The sequence below is a fragment of the Dokdonella sp. genome, assembly GCF_019634845.1.
GTDB lineage: Bacteria > Pseudomonadota > Gammaproteobacteria > Xanthomonadales > Rhodanobacteraceae > Dokdonella_A.
Genome location: NZ_JAHCAQ010000004.1, coordinates 221,498 through 238,004, shown reverse-complemented (window position 1 = coordinate 238,004; position 16,507 = coordinate 221,498). Strand labels below are relative to the sequence as shown.

Below are 16,507 nucleotides of genomic sequence, written 5' to 3'. Positions count from 1 at the left end.
CGCGCGCAAGGATCCGCCGGTCGATGCCCAGTTCGTGTACGACACCATGGTGCTGGAGCTGGCCCAGGCCGCCGGCGTGCGCGTCGTCAACGATCCGCGCGGCCTGCGTGATGCCAACGAAAAGCTGTTCGCGCTGCGTTTTCCGCAATGCTGCGCACCGACCCTCGTTGCGCGCGATGCGCAGGAACTGCGGCGCTTCGTCGCCGAGCAGGGCGAAGTCGTGCTCAAGCCGCTCGACGGCATGGGCGGGCGCAGCATCTTCCGCTCGCGCCGAGGCGATCCCAATCTCAACGTGATCCTCGAAACCCTGACCGCCGACGGCCAGGCCTTCGCCATCGCCCAGCGTTTCATCCCGCAGATCAGCGCCGGCGACAAGCGCATCCTCATGGTCGACGGCGAGCCGGTGCCGTATGCGCTGGCGCGCATCCCGCAAGGCGACGATTTCCGCGGCAACCTCGCCGCCGGCGGCAAGGGTGTCGGCGTCGCGCTGTCCGAACGCGACCGTTGGATCGCCGCCCAGGTCGGCCCTGAGCTGGTGCGCCGCGGCCTGCGCTTCGTCGGCCTGGACGTGATCGGCGACTGGCTCACCGAGGTCAACGTGACCTCGCCGACCTGCGCGCGCGAACTCGACGCGCAGTTTGGGCTCAACATCGCCGGCCTGCTGTTCGACCGGCTCGAAGGCAAGGCGGTGGCCGCGCCATGAGCGACGCCAGCGTCGGCAGTGGCGACCGCCTCGGCGTCACCTTCCTGTTCTCGATCATCGTGCACGCGGTGGTTGCGCTGGGCATCGTGTTCGAGTTCGAGAAGGCGGCGCCGCGCCTGCCCGCGCTCGACGTGATCCTCGTGCAGTCGGCCAACAGCGAAAAGCCCGACCGCGCCGACTTCATCGCCCAGGCCAGCAACAGCGGCGGCGGCGAGGCCGAACGTGCCCACCGCCCGACGCAGCCGCTGTCGAGCCCGCTGCCCAAGCCCACCCCGGGCATCGCGCCGGTGCCGCTCGAGGATGGCGCACCGCGGCCGTCCACGGCCACGCCCACGCGCCTGCTCACCCAGCGCAGTTCCAGCTACGGCGTGCCCGATGAACGCCAGGCGCCGCAGGCCGATCCGCGGCCCGACGTGGCCCCGGCCGAGACCGAGCAACGCCGGCTCGAAATGGCGCGCCTGGCCCAGGAGATCCAGCGCGAAAGCGAGCAGTACGCCAAGCGCCCCAAGCGCAAGTACATCTCGGCCAACACCGAGGAATATGAATTCGCGGCCTACATGCGCGCCTGGGTGGCGCGCATCGAGCGCATCGGCAACCTCAACTACCCCGACGAGGCGCGACGCCGGCAACTGCACGGGCAACTGGTGCTGACGGTCGCCATCCAGCGCGACGGCAGCGTCAAGAGCATCGACGTGATCCAGTCCAGCGGCCACAAGGTGCTCGACCATGCAGCCATCCGCATCACCCATCTCGCCGCACCGTTCCCGCCGCTGCCCGATACTCGCGAGAAGGTCGACGAGCTGTACATCTCGCGCACCTGGCAATTCCTGCCCGGCGACATCCTGCGCAATCGCTGAAGACGACCTGCACGATCGCGCGCGCCACCCGATCCACGGCGTGGCGCTCGCGTACAATGCGGGCCATGTCAGCCGCCTCGCCCCTCGCCAACCAGTTGCTGATCGCGATGCCGGGCCTGCGCGATCCCAACTTCGCGCGCGGCGTGACCTTCCTGTGCCAGCACGGCGAGGACGGTGCGATGGGCATCATGATCAATCGCCTGTCCGAGTACCGCCTCGGCGACGTACTGGCGCAGATGAGCCTGCACTCGGAGTTGCCCGAAGTCATCGACGCGCCGGTGCTGATCGGCGGCCCGGTACAGCCCGAACGCGGCTTCGTGCTGCACACGCCCGCTGGCGCCTGGGAGTCATCGTTTGCGATCTCGGGCACGATCAGCGTCACCACCTCGCGCGACATTCTCGTCGCGATGGCGGCGGGCAACGGCCCGCGTCACGCCATCGTCGCGCTCGGCTATTCGGGCTGGAGCCCGGGCCAACTCGAGCAGGAGCTGGTCGACAACCACTGGCTCACCGCACCGGCCACCGAAGCGCTGCTGTTCGAAACGCCACTGGACGAACGCTGGCAGGCGGCGGCGGATCTGGTCGGCGTCAACCTGTCGCGGCTGGCCAGCCATGCCGGCCACGCCTGACGCGCCCACGCTCGCCTTCGACCTGGGCACGCGCTGGATCGGCGTCGCGATCGGCCACCCGCTCGGCGGCGGCGCGCGCGCTCTCAAGACACTGCCTGCCGACGACTGGCCCGCGCTCGACGCGCTGGTCGCCGACTGGCAGCCGGCCCAACTCGTGGTCGGCCTGCCGCTCACCCTCGACGGCGGCGAGCAAGCGATGACGCGCCGCGCGCGCGCGTTCGCCGACACACTGGGCCAGCGCTATGCGCGACCGGTGCACCTGAGCGACGAACGGGGCAGCTCGCAGGAAGCCGCGCGGCGCTTTGCGCAACAGCGCGCCGCCGGCAGCGCGCGCCGCAAGCACGCGGCCGAGCTCGACTCGCTCGCCGCCGCCGTCATCCTCGACCAATGGTTTTCCAGCGCGGGGCGCTGAAGCCCATGCGACGGTAACGGCACACGCCAAGGGGATCCCGCCCATGCACGACCCGCAACTGGCCGCCGACGGGCGCCTGCGCCACCTCCTCACGCTCGACGGCCTGCCACGTGCGCGCATCGAGAGCCTGCTCGACGACGCTGCGCGCCTGCGCGCGCAGTGGCGCACGCAACGGGCGCTGCCGCCACTGCTGGCCGGGCGCAGCGTGGTCAATCTGTTCTTCGAGGCCTCCACGCGCACGCGCACGAGCTTCGACCTGGCGGCACGGCGGCTCGGCGCGCTGGTGATCAACTTCGACATTGCCAGCTCCTCGACCAGCAAGGGCGAAACGCTCGAGGACACGCTGGCCACGCTCGAAGCCATGGATGCCGACGCCTTCGTCGTGCGCCACCGCGAGAACGACACGCCAGCGTTGCTGGCCAGCCATTGCCGGCAGGCGGCGATCCTCAATGCGGGCGATGGCAACCGTGCCCACCCGACCCAGGGACTGCTCGACCTGCTCACGATCCGCGATCGCAAGGGCCGCATCGATGGCCTCAAGGTCGTGATCTGCGGCGACATCCGCCATTCGCGCGTGGCGCGTTCCGACGTGCACGGCCTGCAGGCGCTCGGCGCCGCCGCGATCCACCTGTGCGGTCCGACGGCGCTGCTGCCGGCCGGCGCAGCGTTCCCGGGCTGCGTGATCGACGAGGACTTCGATGTCGCGCTGACCGACGCCGATGTGATCATCATGCTGCGCATCCAGCGCGAGCGGCTCGAACACGCGACGCAACTGGACGGCGCCGCCTACCACGCACGTTTCGGCCTTACCGGGCAGCGCCTGGCACGCGCCGGCCATGACGCACTGGTCATGCACCCGGGCCCGATCAACCGCGGCGTCGAAATCGACTCGTCGGTGGCCGACGGCGCGCAGTCGGCAATCCTCGACCAGGTTGCCAACGGCGTGTTCGTGCGCATGGCGGCGCTGGCGCAATTGCTCGCACCCTGACCCTGCGCCGCGCGGCGCTGCCGCGCAATTGCCGCTAAGATGCGCGCCCCTGCCGAGGAGCCGCCATGTTTCGCAAGGCATCGTTGTATTGCGCCGTCATCGCCGGCGCACTTGCCGTCGCCGCCTGCAGCCGCAAGGCTGCGCTCGACGACGCTGCGCCGTTGGCCTATGTGCCGACCGACACGCCTTATGTGTTCGCCAATCGCGAGCCGCTGCCCGAGGCCGCGATGGCGCGCTGGCGCGCGCAGATGGCGCAGGCCTGGCCATTGCTGCTGCCGATTTTCGACCAGACCGCGACCCAACTGGCCGGCGAAGCGCCGCAGGCGAGCCGGTGGATCAAGGCGATACTGGACGAGGTCCGCCAACGCACCACGCCCGAACAATGGCGCGAGATCGGCCTCGACAGCAAGCTGCGCAGCGCCTTCTACGGCGTCGGCGCGCTGCCCGTGCTGCGTGTGGAACTGGCTGACGCCGCGGCCTTCAAGGCGGCCTTCGAACGCATCGAAAAAGCCAGCGGCAGCACCCTCGCGACCACGCAGATGGGCACCCAGGAGGTGCGCACGATCACGGCCGGCGACGCCATCATCCTGCTCGCGATCGAACCCCACCACTTCGTGCTCGCGGCCGTGCCGGCCGACGCCAACGATATGGTCAAGCAGCTCGTGCTGGGGCTGGAGCGCCCCAACCAGTCGCTGGCCGACAGCGATGCGCTGGCCGCGTTCGAGCGCAGCAAAGGTTACCTGCCCTACGGCAGCGGCTGGCTCGACAGCAAGCGTCTGCTCGCCTTGATCGACATGCCCAAGGGTGGCGGCACGCTCAGCCCCGAGCAGGCCACCTGCAACGCCGAACGCGAAGCGATCGCCGCCAAGTTGCCGCGCCTCGCGCTCGGCTATACACGGCTCGACGCGACGCGCATGGATGTGCACATGCGGCTCGAACTGGAGCCCACGCTGGCCAAGGCCCTGGCCGCGCTCGGCAGCGGCATGCCCGGCGCGCCCGCGGCCGACGCGCTGCTCGACTTCGGCATCGCCGTGCCTGTACTCAAGGCACGCGACTTTCTCGTCGCCCAGGCCGAGGCAGTGGCCAAGGCACCGTTCCAGTGCAAGGAACTGGTCGGCCTCAACGAAAGTTTCGCCGAAGCCAAGACCTCGCTCGACCGGACCATCCCGCCACCGTTCGCCGACCTCACGGGCCTGCGCCTCGTGCTCGACCAGTTCACGATGCCGACCGATTTCAAGGCGGAACTGCCGACCGACCTGAGCGGCAGCCTGCTGGTCGGCAGCAACAGCCCCGCCTTCCTCGTCGGTCTCGCCCAGATGAGCGCGCCGCCGTTGCAGAACCTGCGCCTCAATCCCGACGGCAAGCCGGTCGCGCTGCCCACCGACGCGCTTGGCAGCGCCGCCGCCAAGTTCGACGTGCAAGCCGCGATGGGACCCAAGGCGCTCGGCATCGCGATCGGGCCGCAGGCGATCGCCGGGCTGTCGAGCGCGGTCATGCAAGCCCCCGCCAGTGACGGCGTCGTGCTGAGCACGGCGATCAATGGTCGCCTGTACGGCATGCTCGGCGATTTGTTCGCCAACCCGGGCCTCATGGCCGTGCTGCCGGCCGAGCAGCAGGCGACGCTGGAGGCCCAGCGCCGGCTCTACGCGCTGTACGCGCAGTGGTTCAAGCGCATCGAGATGCGCCTGGCCTTCGTGCCCGAAGGTGTCGACTTCAGCGAATCGGTCGAGATGTTGCCAGCCGGCAGCGGCACGCCGTCGGTCGCTGACTAGGACCGGCAAGCCCGGTCATCACCGCGCAGGGCCACGCCTGCGCGATGACCGCCGATGTGCCCCGCGCGGTCAGGGCCGCGCGCGCTCGAACAGCGCGCGCGCCTGGTCGTAGAGTCGGCAGTCGTGCTGGTTGAGTGCGGCCAGCCGCCGTTGCACGGCCGCTGCCAGCACATGGCCGTCGGGTGCCTCGGCGTTGACGTTGACAGCCTCATCCGGCGCGGCGATGGCCGTGAGCTGGTGCAGGCGTCGCTGCGATTCGGCCATGTCCTCCACCAGCCCGATGAAGAAGAACTGCTCCAGTGGCCGCCCCGCCAGAAAGCGCGTGGCGACGTTGCGCATGCGCGGCAGCGCGGCGAATTGTTCGAGACTGAGCCTGCGCTGCAGCAGGGCGCGGCAGTCGGGATTGCGCAGGTCAGGTACGCGTTGCCAGTAGTGATAGTGGCTGGCCAGGCGCTGCAGCGGGTCGCGCAGCCAGACGATCCAGCGCGCTCGCGCGCCGAGCCAGGCGTACTTGTCGGCGCAGAAGTGCCCGTGCACGCAGTCGACGTCGGTCAGCTGCGCGCGCGCCCGCAACGCGCCGGCCAGACGCCGCAGGCGATGGCCCGGTGCGAGCGGGCGGTCGGCATAGTCGAGCAGCAGGCGCGGGCCGAAATGCCGCTCCAGCTGCCGACCGAAACTCGTGCCGGCGGCCTTGGGAATATGGACCGAGATCAGCACGCGGGCTGCTCCACTGCCGCCATGGAGCCCGTATGGGCGACGATCCATCGTCGACCGAGCCAGCCCGCGCCGGCGCCACCATCTTCGCCGCTGTACAGCAGGCGCAACTGCGGCCAGCGATGCAGACGGCGCGCCAGCTCGCTTTCCGCCAGGGTGTGCATCTCGAACACGTCGCGCCGGCGCCAGACGATGCGGCGCAGCGGATTGAGCCAACGATTGGAAGCCGCGCCATACAACCGGCCACGCAGGCTCGCATCGTTCGCGGCGACGAACTGGAATACGGCCACGCCACCCGGCGCGAGTACGCGAAAGAACTCCGCCACGTAGTCGGCGGCCAGTGGCGCCGGGATGTGCTGCAGCGTGATGTGCGAACACAGGAAGTCGACGCTGTGGCTGGCTACGCCGGCGAGATCGGGTGCGGTGTTGACGCGGAACTCGACATTGCCGAGCGCGGCGTTGAGGCCACGCGCGGTGGCGATCATGCTGGCCGAGACATCGATGCCGAGCACGCGCTCGAACCGGCTCGCCAATGCGCGCGTGAGGCGCCCCGCGCCGCAGCCGAAATCGAGCGCCAAGGCATGCCCGCGCGGCAGGTTCCAGCCACTGGCCATCGCCAGCTGCATCGCGATCTCGGCTTCACCGGTGGCGAAGAACTCCTCATCGAGCCAGCGCCCGCCACGCTTGCCCGGATCGGACAGCACCGCCCACAGCGGATCATCCGCGCCGAGCCGCTCCCACACGGCACGCAGACGGTCGAGTTGACGGGAAGCGGCCGGCGGGCGGCGCGAATCGAAAGGCGCGGGCATCCGCACAATGATACGGGCTGCAGGCGGCGAACGCGCTGCGGTGTCCGCCGCTGGTGCTACCGGCCCCTCAGGTTTCGACCAGCTCGACGCCGTCCATGCCCTGGCTCAGCGTGTGCGCATCGCCACCCTGCGCCAGCTTGATCTTCAGGCGCACCTCGTTGGCCGAGTCGGCATGGCGCAGCGCATCCTCGTAGCTGATCTCGCCGGCCTGGTACAGCTCGAACAGCGCCTGGTCGAAGGTCTTCATGCCGAGGTTGGTCGATTCCTTCATCACATCCTTGATCTTGTGGATCTCGCCTTGGCGGATGTAGTCCTGCACCAGCGGCGTGCCGAGCAGGATTTCCATCGCCACGCGGCGCGCCTTGCCGTCGGGCGTGGGGATGAGCTGCTGCGCGACCACGCCCTTGAGGTTGAGCGACAGGTCCATGAACAACTGCTCGCGGCGGTCGTCGGCGAAGAAGTGGATGATGCGGTCCATCGCCTGGTTGGCGTTGTTGGCATGCAGCGTGCACAGGCACAGGTGGCCCGTTTCGGAGAAGTTGATCGCGTGCTCCATCGTCTCGCGCGTGCGCACCTCGCCGATCATGATCACGTCGGGGGCCTGGCGCAGCGTGTTCTTGAGTGCGTTCTCCCAACTGTCGGTATCGATGCCGAGTTCGCGCTGGGTGACGATGCAGCCTTCGTGCTTGTGCACGTATTCGATCGGGTCCTCGATCGTGATGATGTGCCCGGTCGAGTTCTGGTTGCGGTAGCCGATCATCGCCGCCAGCGAGGTCGACTTACCGGTGCCGGTCGCGCCCACGAAGATGATGATGCCGCGCTTGGTCATCGCCAGCGACTTGATGATCGGCGGCAGGCTCAGTTCCTCGATGGTCGGGATCTTGGTCTCGATGCGGCGCAGCACCATGCCGACGCAGTTGCGCTGGTAGAAGCACGACACGCGGAAACGGCCCACGCCCGTCACCGCGATCGCGAACTGGCATTCGTGGGTCTTTTCGAACTCCTCGCGCTGCGAGGGCGTCATCACGTTGAGCACGAGGTCGCGCGACTGCTGTGGCGTCAGCGGCTCCTGCGTGATCGGTCCGATGCGGCCATTGACCTTGATCGACGGCGCCACACCGGCGGTGATGAACAGGTCCGACGCCTTCTTGTGCGTCATCAGCTTGAGGTACGAGGTGAAATCGACGCTGCTCATGGCCCAATCCCCGCGCCGGCCTCCGCGCCGGCAGTCGCGCCCGAGTGTACACCCACGCCCGGCATTTGCCGCGGCGCCAGCGCACACTGCGCCGCCCGATCAGGGCGCCCCTGCGGCCGCCGCCGGGTCGCGGTGGTAGTTGCCGCGCAGGCGCAGGAACGGCCGCTCGACGAAGGCGTAGCTGAGCGCCGATACCGCCAGCGTCAACGGCAGCGCCAGCAGCAGCGTGTTGAGCAGGGCGTCGACCACGAACCGGCCGCTCCACACCGGCACGAGGCCGCTGCGCAGCAGCGACCAGATCACGACGAAGTGGAGCAGGTAGATCGAATAGGAAATCTCGCCGATGCGCGCCAGCGCGCGCGACCACGCCCGACCGGCATCGTTGGCCCAGGCCACATAGCCAAGCACGAAGGCCGCCCAGACCGCGCCCTCCACGGTCGGCACGAGGATTTTCCAGCCCGGCTCGGTCGGCCAGCCGCCCTGCAGGTTGAAGCCCCACAGGCCGAGGATCGCCGCCAGCAGCGCCAGCGCAGCCAGCACCCCGCCCGCGCGTGGCGTCGGGGGCCGTTGCCGCCAGCGCCAAGCCGCCCACATGCCGAGCAGGAACTGGTCGAGACGGCCGACGATCTGCATGTAGCTGACTTCGCGTGCGTTGCCGCCGGCGATGACGATCGCCAGACGCAGCAGCAGCAGGATCGCAATGAACCCGGCCACCTGTCGCGTCCAGCCCTGGCTCAGCACGGCCACCAGCAACGGGAAGATCAGGTAGAACTGCCACTCCACCGCGATCGTCCACAGCAGGCTCGTGAACGGCGGCGAGACGAAGGTGCCCGGCTCGTTGCCGAGGCCGACGAGCTGCTGCACGACCGCCCCAAAGCTGAAGTTCTGCGGCGCCGCCGCAATGCCGGCGAAGGTCAGCAGCACGAACAGCGGATAGGTCCGCAACAGGCGGTTGCGGATGAAGCCCAGCCAGCGCACGCCGCCATCGAGCGCCGCCAGCGTGAGGATGAAGCCCGACAGCACCATGAACAGCGCCACCGCCGTATGCCCCTCGGCCAGTGCCGCCAGCAGCGGATTGGCCGGCTGCAGCCAATGATCGATGCCGAAGGTCTTGCCGAAACGCGCCTCGTAGGAGAACACGTGCAGGCCGTGATAGAACACGATCAGCAGCGCCGCATACGCGCGCACATGATCGACAGCCGGCAGATAGCGGAGGTTGGGACTGCGCATGGGCGCTCGCGGCGGGAAGGCTGCGCGCGACTATACCGGCTTGCATGCGGCGAATCGCCGGATCGGTCACGCCGTGCACTCAGCCGGCCGCGGCCACCAGCACGCGCGCCGGCGAATCGAGGCCGTCGCCGAAGTGGGGCTCACCCGGTCTGCGGCTCGCCTGCGCAGTGTTGCCGAAGGCACCGAGCTTGACGCGCCCGCCGCTCGGGCTCGGGCTCGAGCGCCCAGGGCGGGGCTGGATCGCCCGCGTCGATCGCGGGACTGGTCTGCGCACCGTGGTGAGCACGGCGGCGAACGTGGCCGACGTGGTCGAAGTGGCGAACCTGCTGCACGGCAAGGAGCAACAGGGCTTCGCCGATGCCGGCTGCATCGGCGCGGAGAAGCGCGCGCCCAGGCGTGGCCGGGCGTTCTGGATCGCGGCCAAACGCAGCGCAGTGAAGGCCTTCGACGATCCGCAGCTGCGCCAGATCACCGAGCAGCTGGCGCACGCCAAGGCCTCGATCCGCGCGGCGGTGGAGCATCGCTTCCGCGCGCTCAAGCGCCCGATCGGCCACGTGAAGGCGCAACCAGGGGCGGGCAAAAAAACGCCGCGCAGGTGACGCCGCTGTTTGCGCTGGTCAACCGGTGGATGGCGCGCAAGCGCTGGTTGCAATCGACACCCGCTTACTGCGTCCGCAGTGACCCGAATGGTCTCGCTGCGACGCACATGATGCGACATGGGTCCGCCGCAACTGGGCTTTTTCAGCGGCGCAGGATCCAAACGCACGCGGGAGGCAGGTTGGCGGCGGTTGATCCGACTATCCCCAATACCCCACCATCACGTCCGCCGCGACTTCGATCACGAAACCGTCGCGCGGGGCAATCCCGCCCGAGCCGACGGCCCAGCCGTGGGCGCTTACGCGCGCCGGCGGAAATAGCCGACCGCCAGCGCGACGAGGATCAGCGGCGGCAGCAGGTTGGCCAATGCCGGATGCACGCCGTAAACCGAGGCGATGTTGATCACGGCGCGCTGCAGAAGATAGAAGCCCAGCGCCATGATGATGCCGAGGAACAGGCGTTTGGACAGGCCGCCGCTGCGCAATGCGCCGAACGCGAATGGCAGCGCGCAGAATGCCAGCACGAGCACACCCAGCGGATAGAACACGCGCGCCCACCACGCCGCGCGGAACGCCGATGCGTCCTGCTGGTTGCGCGACAGTGCGTCGATGTTGCGGTCGAGTTCGCGCAGGCCCATGTAGCGCGGCCGAACGATGCCGCTCGCGAGCAGCGCCGGGTCGAGCCGCGAGTGCCAGGCCTCGCTGGGCAGCGTCGTGCTGCTCGCGCTGTGCTCGCCAAAGCGGGTGCGGCGCACCTGACTCAGCGTCCAGCCGTCGTGGTCGTGGCTTGCGTGTGCGGCGACCGACAGCGCACTCAGGCGGCCATCGGCGTCGAACTCGAACACGCGCACGCCATCGAGCTCGACGCGGCCGCTGCCGCCGTGCTCGCGGGCGCTGCGCGCGCCGATCACGCTCTCGCCATCACGCGCCCACAACACGCCCTTGGCCAGTGCCACGTCGTTCGAACGCGCGGCCAGTTGCACCTGCTGCGCCTTGCGCTCACCGTACGGACCGAGTGTCTCGCCGAGCACGACCACGCCGAGCGTGAGCAGGCCGATGCCAAACAGCACCGAGGCGCAGATGCGCAGCCGGGACAAGCCGGCGGCACGCAGTGCGGTCAGTTCGCCGGTGTTGGCCAGCGCGCCCAGACCGAGCAGGCCGCCGATCAGGGCGGCGTAGCCGAACATTTCGTAGCAGCGGCGCGGCACGGTCAGCAGCACGTACAACGCGGCGCGGCCGAGCGTGTAGTGACCCTGGCCGACATCGCCCATCTCGCCGATGAAGATGCGGAACGCATCGAGGCTCACGATCACGGCCCAGGCCAGCGCGACCATGCCGAGCACGCTGCGCGCGACGAGCCGATCGACGCGCTTGAGCAGCGGCCGCCGCAGCCAAGCCAGGGCGGCGCCACTCATGGCGAGACGCCCGGTTGGCGCGGCGCGCGCAGGCGCTGGCTGCTCCACCACAACGCGAACGCGATCGCCAGCGCCGGCACATATACCCACCACAGGCCGAAACCGGCCGCGAGCTTGCCGGTGGCGATCCAGCTGCGCCCGAGCAGCAGCAGGTTGTAGTAGGTGAGCCAGGCCAGCAGCGCGAGCAACAGGCGTGCGTAACGCGGCTCGCGCGGACTGGCGCGAGCCAGCGGCAGCGCCAGCAATCCCAGCACCAGCACCGACAGCGGCGCCGCCAGCCGCCAGTGCAACTCGGCGCGCATGACCGGATCGTCGGGCGTGCGCCACAGCACCGAACTGCGCGCGGCGCGCTTGCGCGCGCTGCCATCATCGTCGGTGACCACGTCGGGCAGCTTGATGTCGTTGCGCTTGAAACGCATGAGGCGGTAGTCGTCCTCGCCGAGCTTGCCCTCGACGCGGAAACCATCTTCGAGCGCGATGTAGCGCCCCACGCCATCGGCGTCGTGATAAAGGAAGCCCGAGGCCGCGCTGACGACGTCGATGCGCGTCTTGCCCAGGCTCGCGTCCTCGCGTTCGCTTTCGATGAACATGCGCTTGAACGTCGTTCCGTCGCCCGACATTTCGCCGACGTAGATGACGCCATCGCGACCGGGCAGCTCGACGAAGCGGCCCGGTTCGAGGCCGGCCACGATCAGCGAACGGCTGGCGCGCGTGATGAGCTGCTGCGCCTTGCGATCGGCGGCCGGCGCCACCCAGAACGCGACGATGGCCAGCAGCAGCATGGTCGGCAGCGCAAACCACAGCAGCGGCCGCAGCAGGCCGCGCGCATCGAGGCCCGAGGCCTGCAGCACGGCCATTTCGCTGTCGCGCCACAGTCGACCGTAGCCGAGCAGTACGCCCAGCAGCACCGCCAGCGGCACCAGGATCGTCAGCGTGCCCACCGCCTGCAGACCGAGCAGGCTCAGCAGCAATTCGGCCGGGATGCGGCCGCGCGCGATCTTGCCCAGCAGCTCGGTGGCGGCACCGCCGACGAGCACGAGCAGGAGGATCAGCGTGACCGCGGCGAAGCTGCCGGCCAGCTCGCGCAGCAGGTAGCGGTCGATGATGCCGAGCTGGAACAGGCGCCGTCTCAAGCCTGCGCCTCTGGCCGGGCCACGCCACTCATGCGCGATCGATGGATAGGTTCTAGACTAGCGGGCTTCATGCGCAGACTCGGAGACGGCGTTGCGCTGGCCAGCTGTGGCCGGCAGCGCGCAGCCCGCGGCGCCGCGGTGCCGCCGGTTGGCGGCACCGGTCGTCCGGGCGGGTCGCCAGTGTAACCGTGTCGGCGCCATGAGCCCCCAACCTGGCCGGAATCCCACGATGACCCTGCAATTTGCGCTCAGCCCCGAACATCCGGACACGATCGCCAGCCCCTGCGTGGTGGTTGGCCTGTACCAGGGCGGCAAGCTCACGCCGGCCGCCGCCCGGCTCGATGCGGCCAGCGGCGGCGCCATCAGTCGCGTGACCGCCAGTGGCGACGCCACCGGCAAGGCCGGCACGAGCACCGTGCTGTTCGGCCTGGCCGGCATCGCCAGCCCGCGCGTGCTGCTGGTCGGACTCGGCGATGCCGCCAAGTGCGACGTGGCCACGTTCCAGCGCGCCGCCGGCGAAGCCGGTCGCGCGCTCAAGGCAATGCCGATCGCCAGTGCCCACACCACATTGACCGAGGCCGAGATCCCCGGCCACGACCTGGCTTGGAAGCTGCGCGCGCTCGCGCTGGCCACCGACGCGCAGGCCTACCGCTACCGCGCGACCTTCAAGCCCAAGAGCGAGGCCGAGCCGGCCCAGCTGGCCACGCTGTCGCTGGCCGCCGCCGACGATGCGACCGCGCGCACGGCGCTGACGCAGGCCCGCGCGATCGCCGAAGGCGTGCGCTTCGCGCGCGAGCTCGGCAACCTGCCACCCAACATCTGCAACCCCGCGCATGTCGCGGCGCAGGCGCAGCGCATCGCCCAGCAGCATGCCGGCGTCGACGTCGAGGTGCTCGAGCGCGAGGACATGGCCAAGCTCGGCATGGGCGCACTGCTGGGCGTGGCGCAGGGCTCGGCGAACGCGCCCAAGCTCATCGTGCTGCAATGGCGCGGCGGCGGCGATGCACGGCCCTATGCGCTGGTCGGCAAGGGCATCACCTTCGACAGCGGCGGCATCTCGCTCAAGCCCGGCGCGGGCATGGAGGAGATGAAGTTCGACATGTGCGGCGCTGCCGGCGTGCTCGGCGCCTTCCTCGCCGCGGTCGAGCTCAAGCTGCCGCTCAACCTGGTGTGCGTGGTGCCGGCGGTCGAGAACATGCCCGGTGGCAACTCCTACCGTCCCAGCGACATCCTCACCAGCATGTCGGGCCTCACCATCGAGGTGCTCAACACCGACGCCGAGGGCCGCCTGATCCTGTGCGATGCGCTGACCTACGTGCAGAAGTTCGATCCGCAGGTCATCATCGACGCGGCCACGCTGACCGGTGCCTGCGTGGTGGCGCTCGGCAAACATGCCTCGGGCCTCATGACACGCGACGACGAGCTGGCCGCGCAATTGCTCGCTGCCGGCGAGCGCACCCACGACCGAGCCTGGCGCCTGCCGTTGTGGGACGACTACCAGAGTCAGCTCGAGACCGGATTCGCCGACCTTGCCAACATCGGCGGCAAGTACGGCGGCGCCATCACCGCCGGCTGTTTCCTGTCGCGATTCACCAACGGGCGCCGCTGGGCGCACCTGGACATCGCCGGCACGGCCTGGATCGACGGTCGCAAGGGTTCGGCCACCGGCCGGCCCGTGCCGCTGCTGGTGCAGTACCTGCTCGACCGCTGTGGCTGACGTGGCAGGCCCCGATCTTTCCCGCCACAAGCGGGCCACGCTGATCGCGCTGGGCGGCGTATCGTTCGTCATCGGCATGGTCGACGTGCTGTTCGGCCTGCCGCCGCGGCCCGAAGCCGAGCGCCTGTTCGTCATGCTGCTCGGCAACGTCGCCCTGCTCGTGATCGGCTTCCGCTGGCTCATCCTCGATGCGCGCGAGCTCGAAATCCGCCGTCCGCTGTGGCTCGATCTGGCGATCGTGCTGCTGGCCGCGATCTTCGTGCCCTACTACCTCTACAAGACGCGGCCGCAGCCACGCCGGCTGCCGGCGATCCTGGCCTTCTTCGGCCTCATTCTCGGCTGCATGGTGCTGACCGCATTCGGTGCCGCCATGACCGCCAGCCTGACCGGCATTGCGCCACCGACCTGATGCCGCGCGCCGACTTCTACCTGATCGACAAACCGCGCTTCCGCGACGAGCCCATGCTGCTCGTGTGCGAGCTGGCCAGGCGCGCCGTGGCGCGCCAGCAGCCGACCCTGATCCTCGTCGGCTCGCAGGACGAGGCCGAAGCGCTCGACGCGCGACTGTGGGACTTCGACGCCGACGCGTTCGTGCCGCACCAGATCGCCGGCGACGAGGACGACGCGCTCACGCCCGTGCTGATCGTGCCGCCCGGCGTCGCCACGCCCGACCGCCCGCTGGTGATCAACCTGCGCGAGGACTGCGCGCCGGGCCTGTTCGAACGCGTGCTCGAAGTCGTGCCGGCCGACGCCGCCGCGCGCGACGGCTCGCGCACGCGCTGGAAGACCTACAAGGCCGCGGGATTCGAGCTGGCCAAGCACGACATGTGAGCACGCACCGCCCCGGCAGTCAGGCAGCGCCCGACTGGCGCGGCGCCTTGCCCGCTGCCGCGCTGCTCGGCGCCACGCGGCGATCGCGCACGAACGCGGCCGTGCCCTCGCCCATCTTGCGCTTCTCGACCTCGAACAGCGCGCTGGCGGCGATCAGCTCGCTGAGCTTGGCGTAGCCGTAGTTGCGCGAATCGAATTCGGGCGCCTGCTTGGCCATCACGCTGCCGACGAGGCCGAGGTTGGCCCAGCCCGAGTCGTCGGAGGCGGCCTCGACCGCGCCGCGCAACAGGTTGACCAGGCGCGTGTCCTGCTTGAGCTGGGCCGCACTGCGCGGCTGCGGCGCCGGCGCTTCGACGTCATCCTTGGCGCGCAGGATTTCGGTGTAGATGAACTTGTCGCAGGCGGCGACGAACGCGGACGGGGTCTTGCGTTCACCAAAGCCGTAGACGACGAGGCCGGCCTCGCGCACGCGCGCGGCCAGACGCGTGAAATCGCTGTCGCTGGACACGATGCAGAAGCCGCCGAGCCGGGCAGCATAGAGCAGGTCCATCGCGTCGATGATGAGCGCCGAATCGGTCGCGTTCTTGCCGGTGGTGTAGCGGAACTGCTGGATCGGCTGGATCGCGTAGCTGAGCAGCACGTCCTTCCAGCCCTTGAGCTGCGGGCCGGTCCAGTCGCCGTAAATGCGCTTGACGGTCGCGGTGCCGTATTTGGCCACCTCGGCCAGCAGACCTTCGACCACGCCCGGCTGCGCGTTGTCGGCATCGATCAGTACGGCCAGCTTGGTCGACGGGGTTGCCATCGCGTGCTCCCGGCAGGTGGGTTCAGGCCTTGGTGCCAAAGTAGCGATCACCCGCATCGCCCAGGCCCGGCACGATGTAGCTGCGCTGGTCCAGACGCGCGTCGATCGCAGCCGTGTGGATCGGCACCTCGGGATGGTGCGCCTGCAGGTTGGCCAGGCCCTCGGGACAGCTCACGAGACAGACGAAGCGCAGCGAGCGCGGCCCGGCCGCCTTGACCAGGTCGAGCGCCGCCACCGCCGAATTGCCGGTCGCGAGCATCGGATCGACGACGATCGCATCGCGCTCGGGCATGGCCTCGGGCAGTCGCAGGTAGTACTGCACGGGCTTGAGCGTGACCTCGTCCCGATACAGGCCGATGTGGCCGACGCGTGCATTGGGCATCACCGCGAGCATGCCGTCGAGCAGGCCCAGGCCCGCGCGCAGCACGGGCACGAAAACGAGCTTCTTGCCCTCGATGAGGCGTCCGCGCAACGGTGCCACCGGAGTCTGGATGTCGACCTCGCGCAGCGGCAGATGGCGCGTCACGTCATAGGCCATCAGCATCGACAGCTCGCCGAGCAGGCGGCGGAACTCGGCCGTGCTCGTCTCCTTGCGGCGCAGCAGGGTCAGCTTGTGCTGGACCAGCGGGTGATCGATGAGGTGGACGGCCGCGGGCATGGGCAGGTCTCCGGCAACGGGCAGGGTTGGGGCGCTGTGGCGCGCG

At 69.5% G+C, this 16,507-nt stretch carries 17 protein-coding genes and 1 pseudogene; 10 read left to right on the top strand and 8 right to left on the bottom strand.

The genetic code is table 11. The features are described 5' to 3' along the window. The 6 genes from gshB to KF903_RS04780 form a co-directional block, all read left to right on the top strand. Positions 1 to 703 (top strand): glutathione synthase (gene gshB / locus KF903_RS04805; RefSeq protein WP_291211718.1); only part of this gene is annotated, 703 nt, incomplete at its 5' end. Beyond that, positions 700 to 1,560: an energy transducer TonB gene (locus KF903_RS04800; RefSeq protein WP_291211716.1), complete on the top strand. Its 861-nt coding sequence runs from the start codon at positions 700 to 702 to the stop codon at positions 1,558 to 1,560. The genes gshB and KF903_RS04800, both read left to right, overlap by 4 nt. Positions 1,561 to 1,625: 65 nt before the next feature. After that, positions 1,626 to 2,189, top strand: coding sequence for a YqgE/AlgH family protein (locus KF903_RS04795; RefSeq protein ID WP_291211713.1), 564 nt, complete (start codon positions 1,626 to 1,628; stop codon positions 2,187 to 2,189). Then, entirely contained in the window at positions 2,173 to 2,601 is a 429-nt protein-coding gene (ruvX, locus tag KF903_RS04790) for a Holliday junction resolvase RuvX (protein WP_291211711.1), read from the top strand. The genes KF903_RS04795 and ruvX overlap by 17 nt, the downstream gene beginning before the upstream one ends. A gap of 43 nt (positions 2,602 to 2,644) precedes the next feature. Further along, a complete protein-coding gene (locus KF903_RS04785) occupies positions 2,645 to 3,589 on the top strand; it encodes an aspartate carbamoyltransferase catalytic subunit (protein WP_291211708.1) in 945 nt (314 codons plus the stop codon). A 65-nt stretch (positions 3,590 to 3,654) separates the two neighbouring features. Beyond that, entirely contained in the window at positions 3,655 to 5,361 is a 1,707-nt protein-coding gene (locus KF903_RS04780) for a hypothetical protein (protein WP_291211705.1), read from the top strand. 69 nt (positions 5,362 to 5,430) lie between these two features. On the opposite strand, the gene KF903_RS04775 is transcribed toward KF903_RS04780, so the two are convergent. From KF903_RS04775 to KF903_RS04760, 4 genes are all read right to left on the bottom strand, one after another. After that, complete coding sequence (locus KF903_RS04775; RefSeq protein ID WP_291211702.1) at positions 5,431 to 6,078, bottom strand: hypothetical protein; 648 nt, start codon at positions 6,076 to 6,078, stop codon at positions 5,431 to 5,433. Next, positions 6,072 to 6,884: a class I SAM-dependent methyltransferase gene (locus tag KF903_RS04770; RefSeq protein ID WP_291211697.1), complete on the bottom strand. Its 813-nt coding sequence runs from the start codon at positions 6,882 to 6,884 to the stop codon at positions 6,072 to 6,074. The genes KF903_RS04775 and KF903_RS04770 overlap by 7 nt, the downstream gene beginning before the upstream one ends. Positions 6,885 to 6,951: 67 nt before the next feature. Continuing rightward, positions 6,952 to 8,079, bottom strand: a complete 1,128-nt coding sequence (locus KF903_RS04765; RefSeq protein ID WP_291211695.1) for a PilT/PilU family type 4a pilus ATPase — start codon at positions 8,077 to 8,079, stop codon at positions 6,952 to 6,954. Between the two features lie 99 nt (positions 8,080 to 8,178). Beyond that, positions 8,179 to 9,309, bottom strand: a complete 1,131-nt coding sequence (locus tag KF903_RS04760; protein ID WP_291211693.1) for an acyltransferase — start codon at positions 9,307 to 9,309, stop codon at positions 8,179 to 8,181. Positions 9,310 to 9,557: 248 nt separating this feature from the next. Here KF903_RS04760 and KF903_RS04755 point away from each other — a divergent pair. Beyond that, positions 9,558 to 9,949 (top strand): annotated as a pseudogene (locus KF903_RS04755) (transposase); the annotation flags it as partial. Between the two features lie 255 nt (positions 9,950 to 10,204). Here KF903_RS04755 and lptG read toward each other — a convergent pair. After that, positions 10,205 to 11,320 (bottom strand): LPS export ABC transporter permease LptG, encoded by a 1,116-nt coding sequence (gene lptG / locus KF903_RS04750; protein ID WP_291211691.1) that lies wholly within the window; start codon positions 11,318 to 11,320, stop codon positions 10,205 to 10,207. Further along, entirely contained in the window at positions 11,317 to 12,453 is a 1,137-nt protein-coding gene (gene lptF, locus KF903_RS04745) for an LPS export ABC transporter permease LptF (protein WP_291211690.1), read from the bottom strand. Before lptF ends, lptG begins: the two co-directional genes overlap by 4 nt. Before the next feature lie 229 nt (positions 12,454 to 12,682). Between lptF and KF903_RS04740 the strand changes: the two genes are divergently transcribed. From KF903_RS04740 to KF903_RS04730, 3 genes are read left to right on the top strand one after another with little or no spacing between them, the layout of a single operon-like run. Then, complete coding sequence (locus KF903_RS04740; RefSeq protein ID WP_291211688.1) at positions 12,683 to 14,170, top strand: leucyl aminopeptidase; 1,488 nt, start codon at positions 12,683 to 12,685, stop codon at positions 14,168 to 14,170. A gap of 1 nt (position 14,171) precedes the next feature. Continuing rightward, positions 14,172 to 14,579: a hypothetical protein gene (locus KF903_RS04735; protein WP_291211685.1), complete on the top strand. Its 408-nt coding sequence runs from the start codon at positions 14,172 to 14,174 to the stop codon at positions 14,577 to 14,579. Then, positions 14,579 to 15,001 (top strand): DNA polymerase III subunit chi, encoded by a 423-nt coding sequence (locus tag KF903_RS04730; protein WP_291211682.1) that lies wholly within the window; start codon positions 14,579 to 14,581, stop codon positions 14,999 to 15,001. The genes KF903_RS04735 and KF903_RS04730 overlap by 1 nt, the downstream gene beginning before the upstream one ends. A 19-nt stretch (positions 15,002 to 15,020) precedes the next feature. Here KF903_RS04730 and KF903_RS04725 read toward each other — a convergent pair whose 3' ends face one another. Then, positions 15,021 to 15,803 (bottom strand): NYN domain-containing protein, encoded by a 783-nt coding sequence (locus KF903_RS04725; RefSeq protein WP_291211680.1) that lies wholly within the window; start codon positions 15,801 to 15,803, stop codon positions 15,021 to 15,023. Positions 15,804 to 15,825: 22 nt separating this feature from the next. Next, entirely contained in the window at positions 15,826 to 16,461 is a 636-nt protein-coding gene (gene upp, locus KF903_RS04720; RefSeq protein WP_291211677.1) for a uracil phosphoribosyltransferase, read from the bottom strand. Between the last annotated feature and the right edge of the window lie 46 nt (positions 16,462 to 16,507).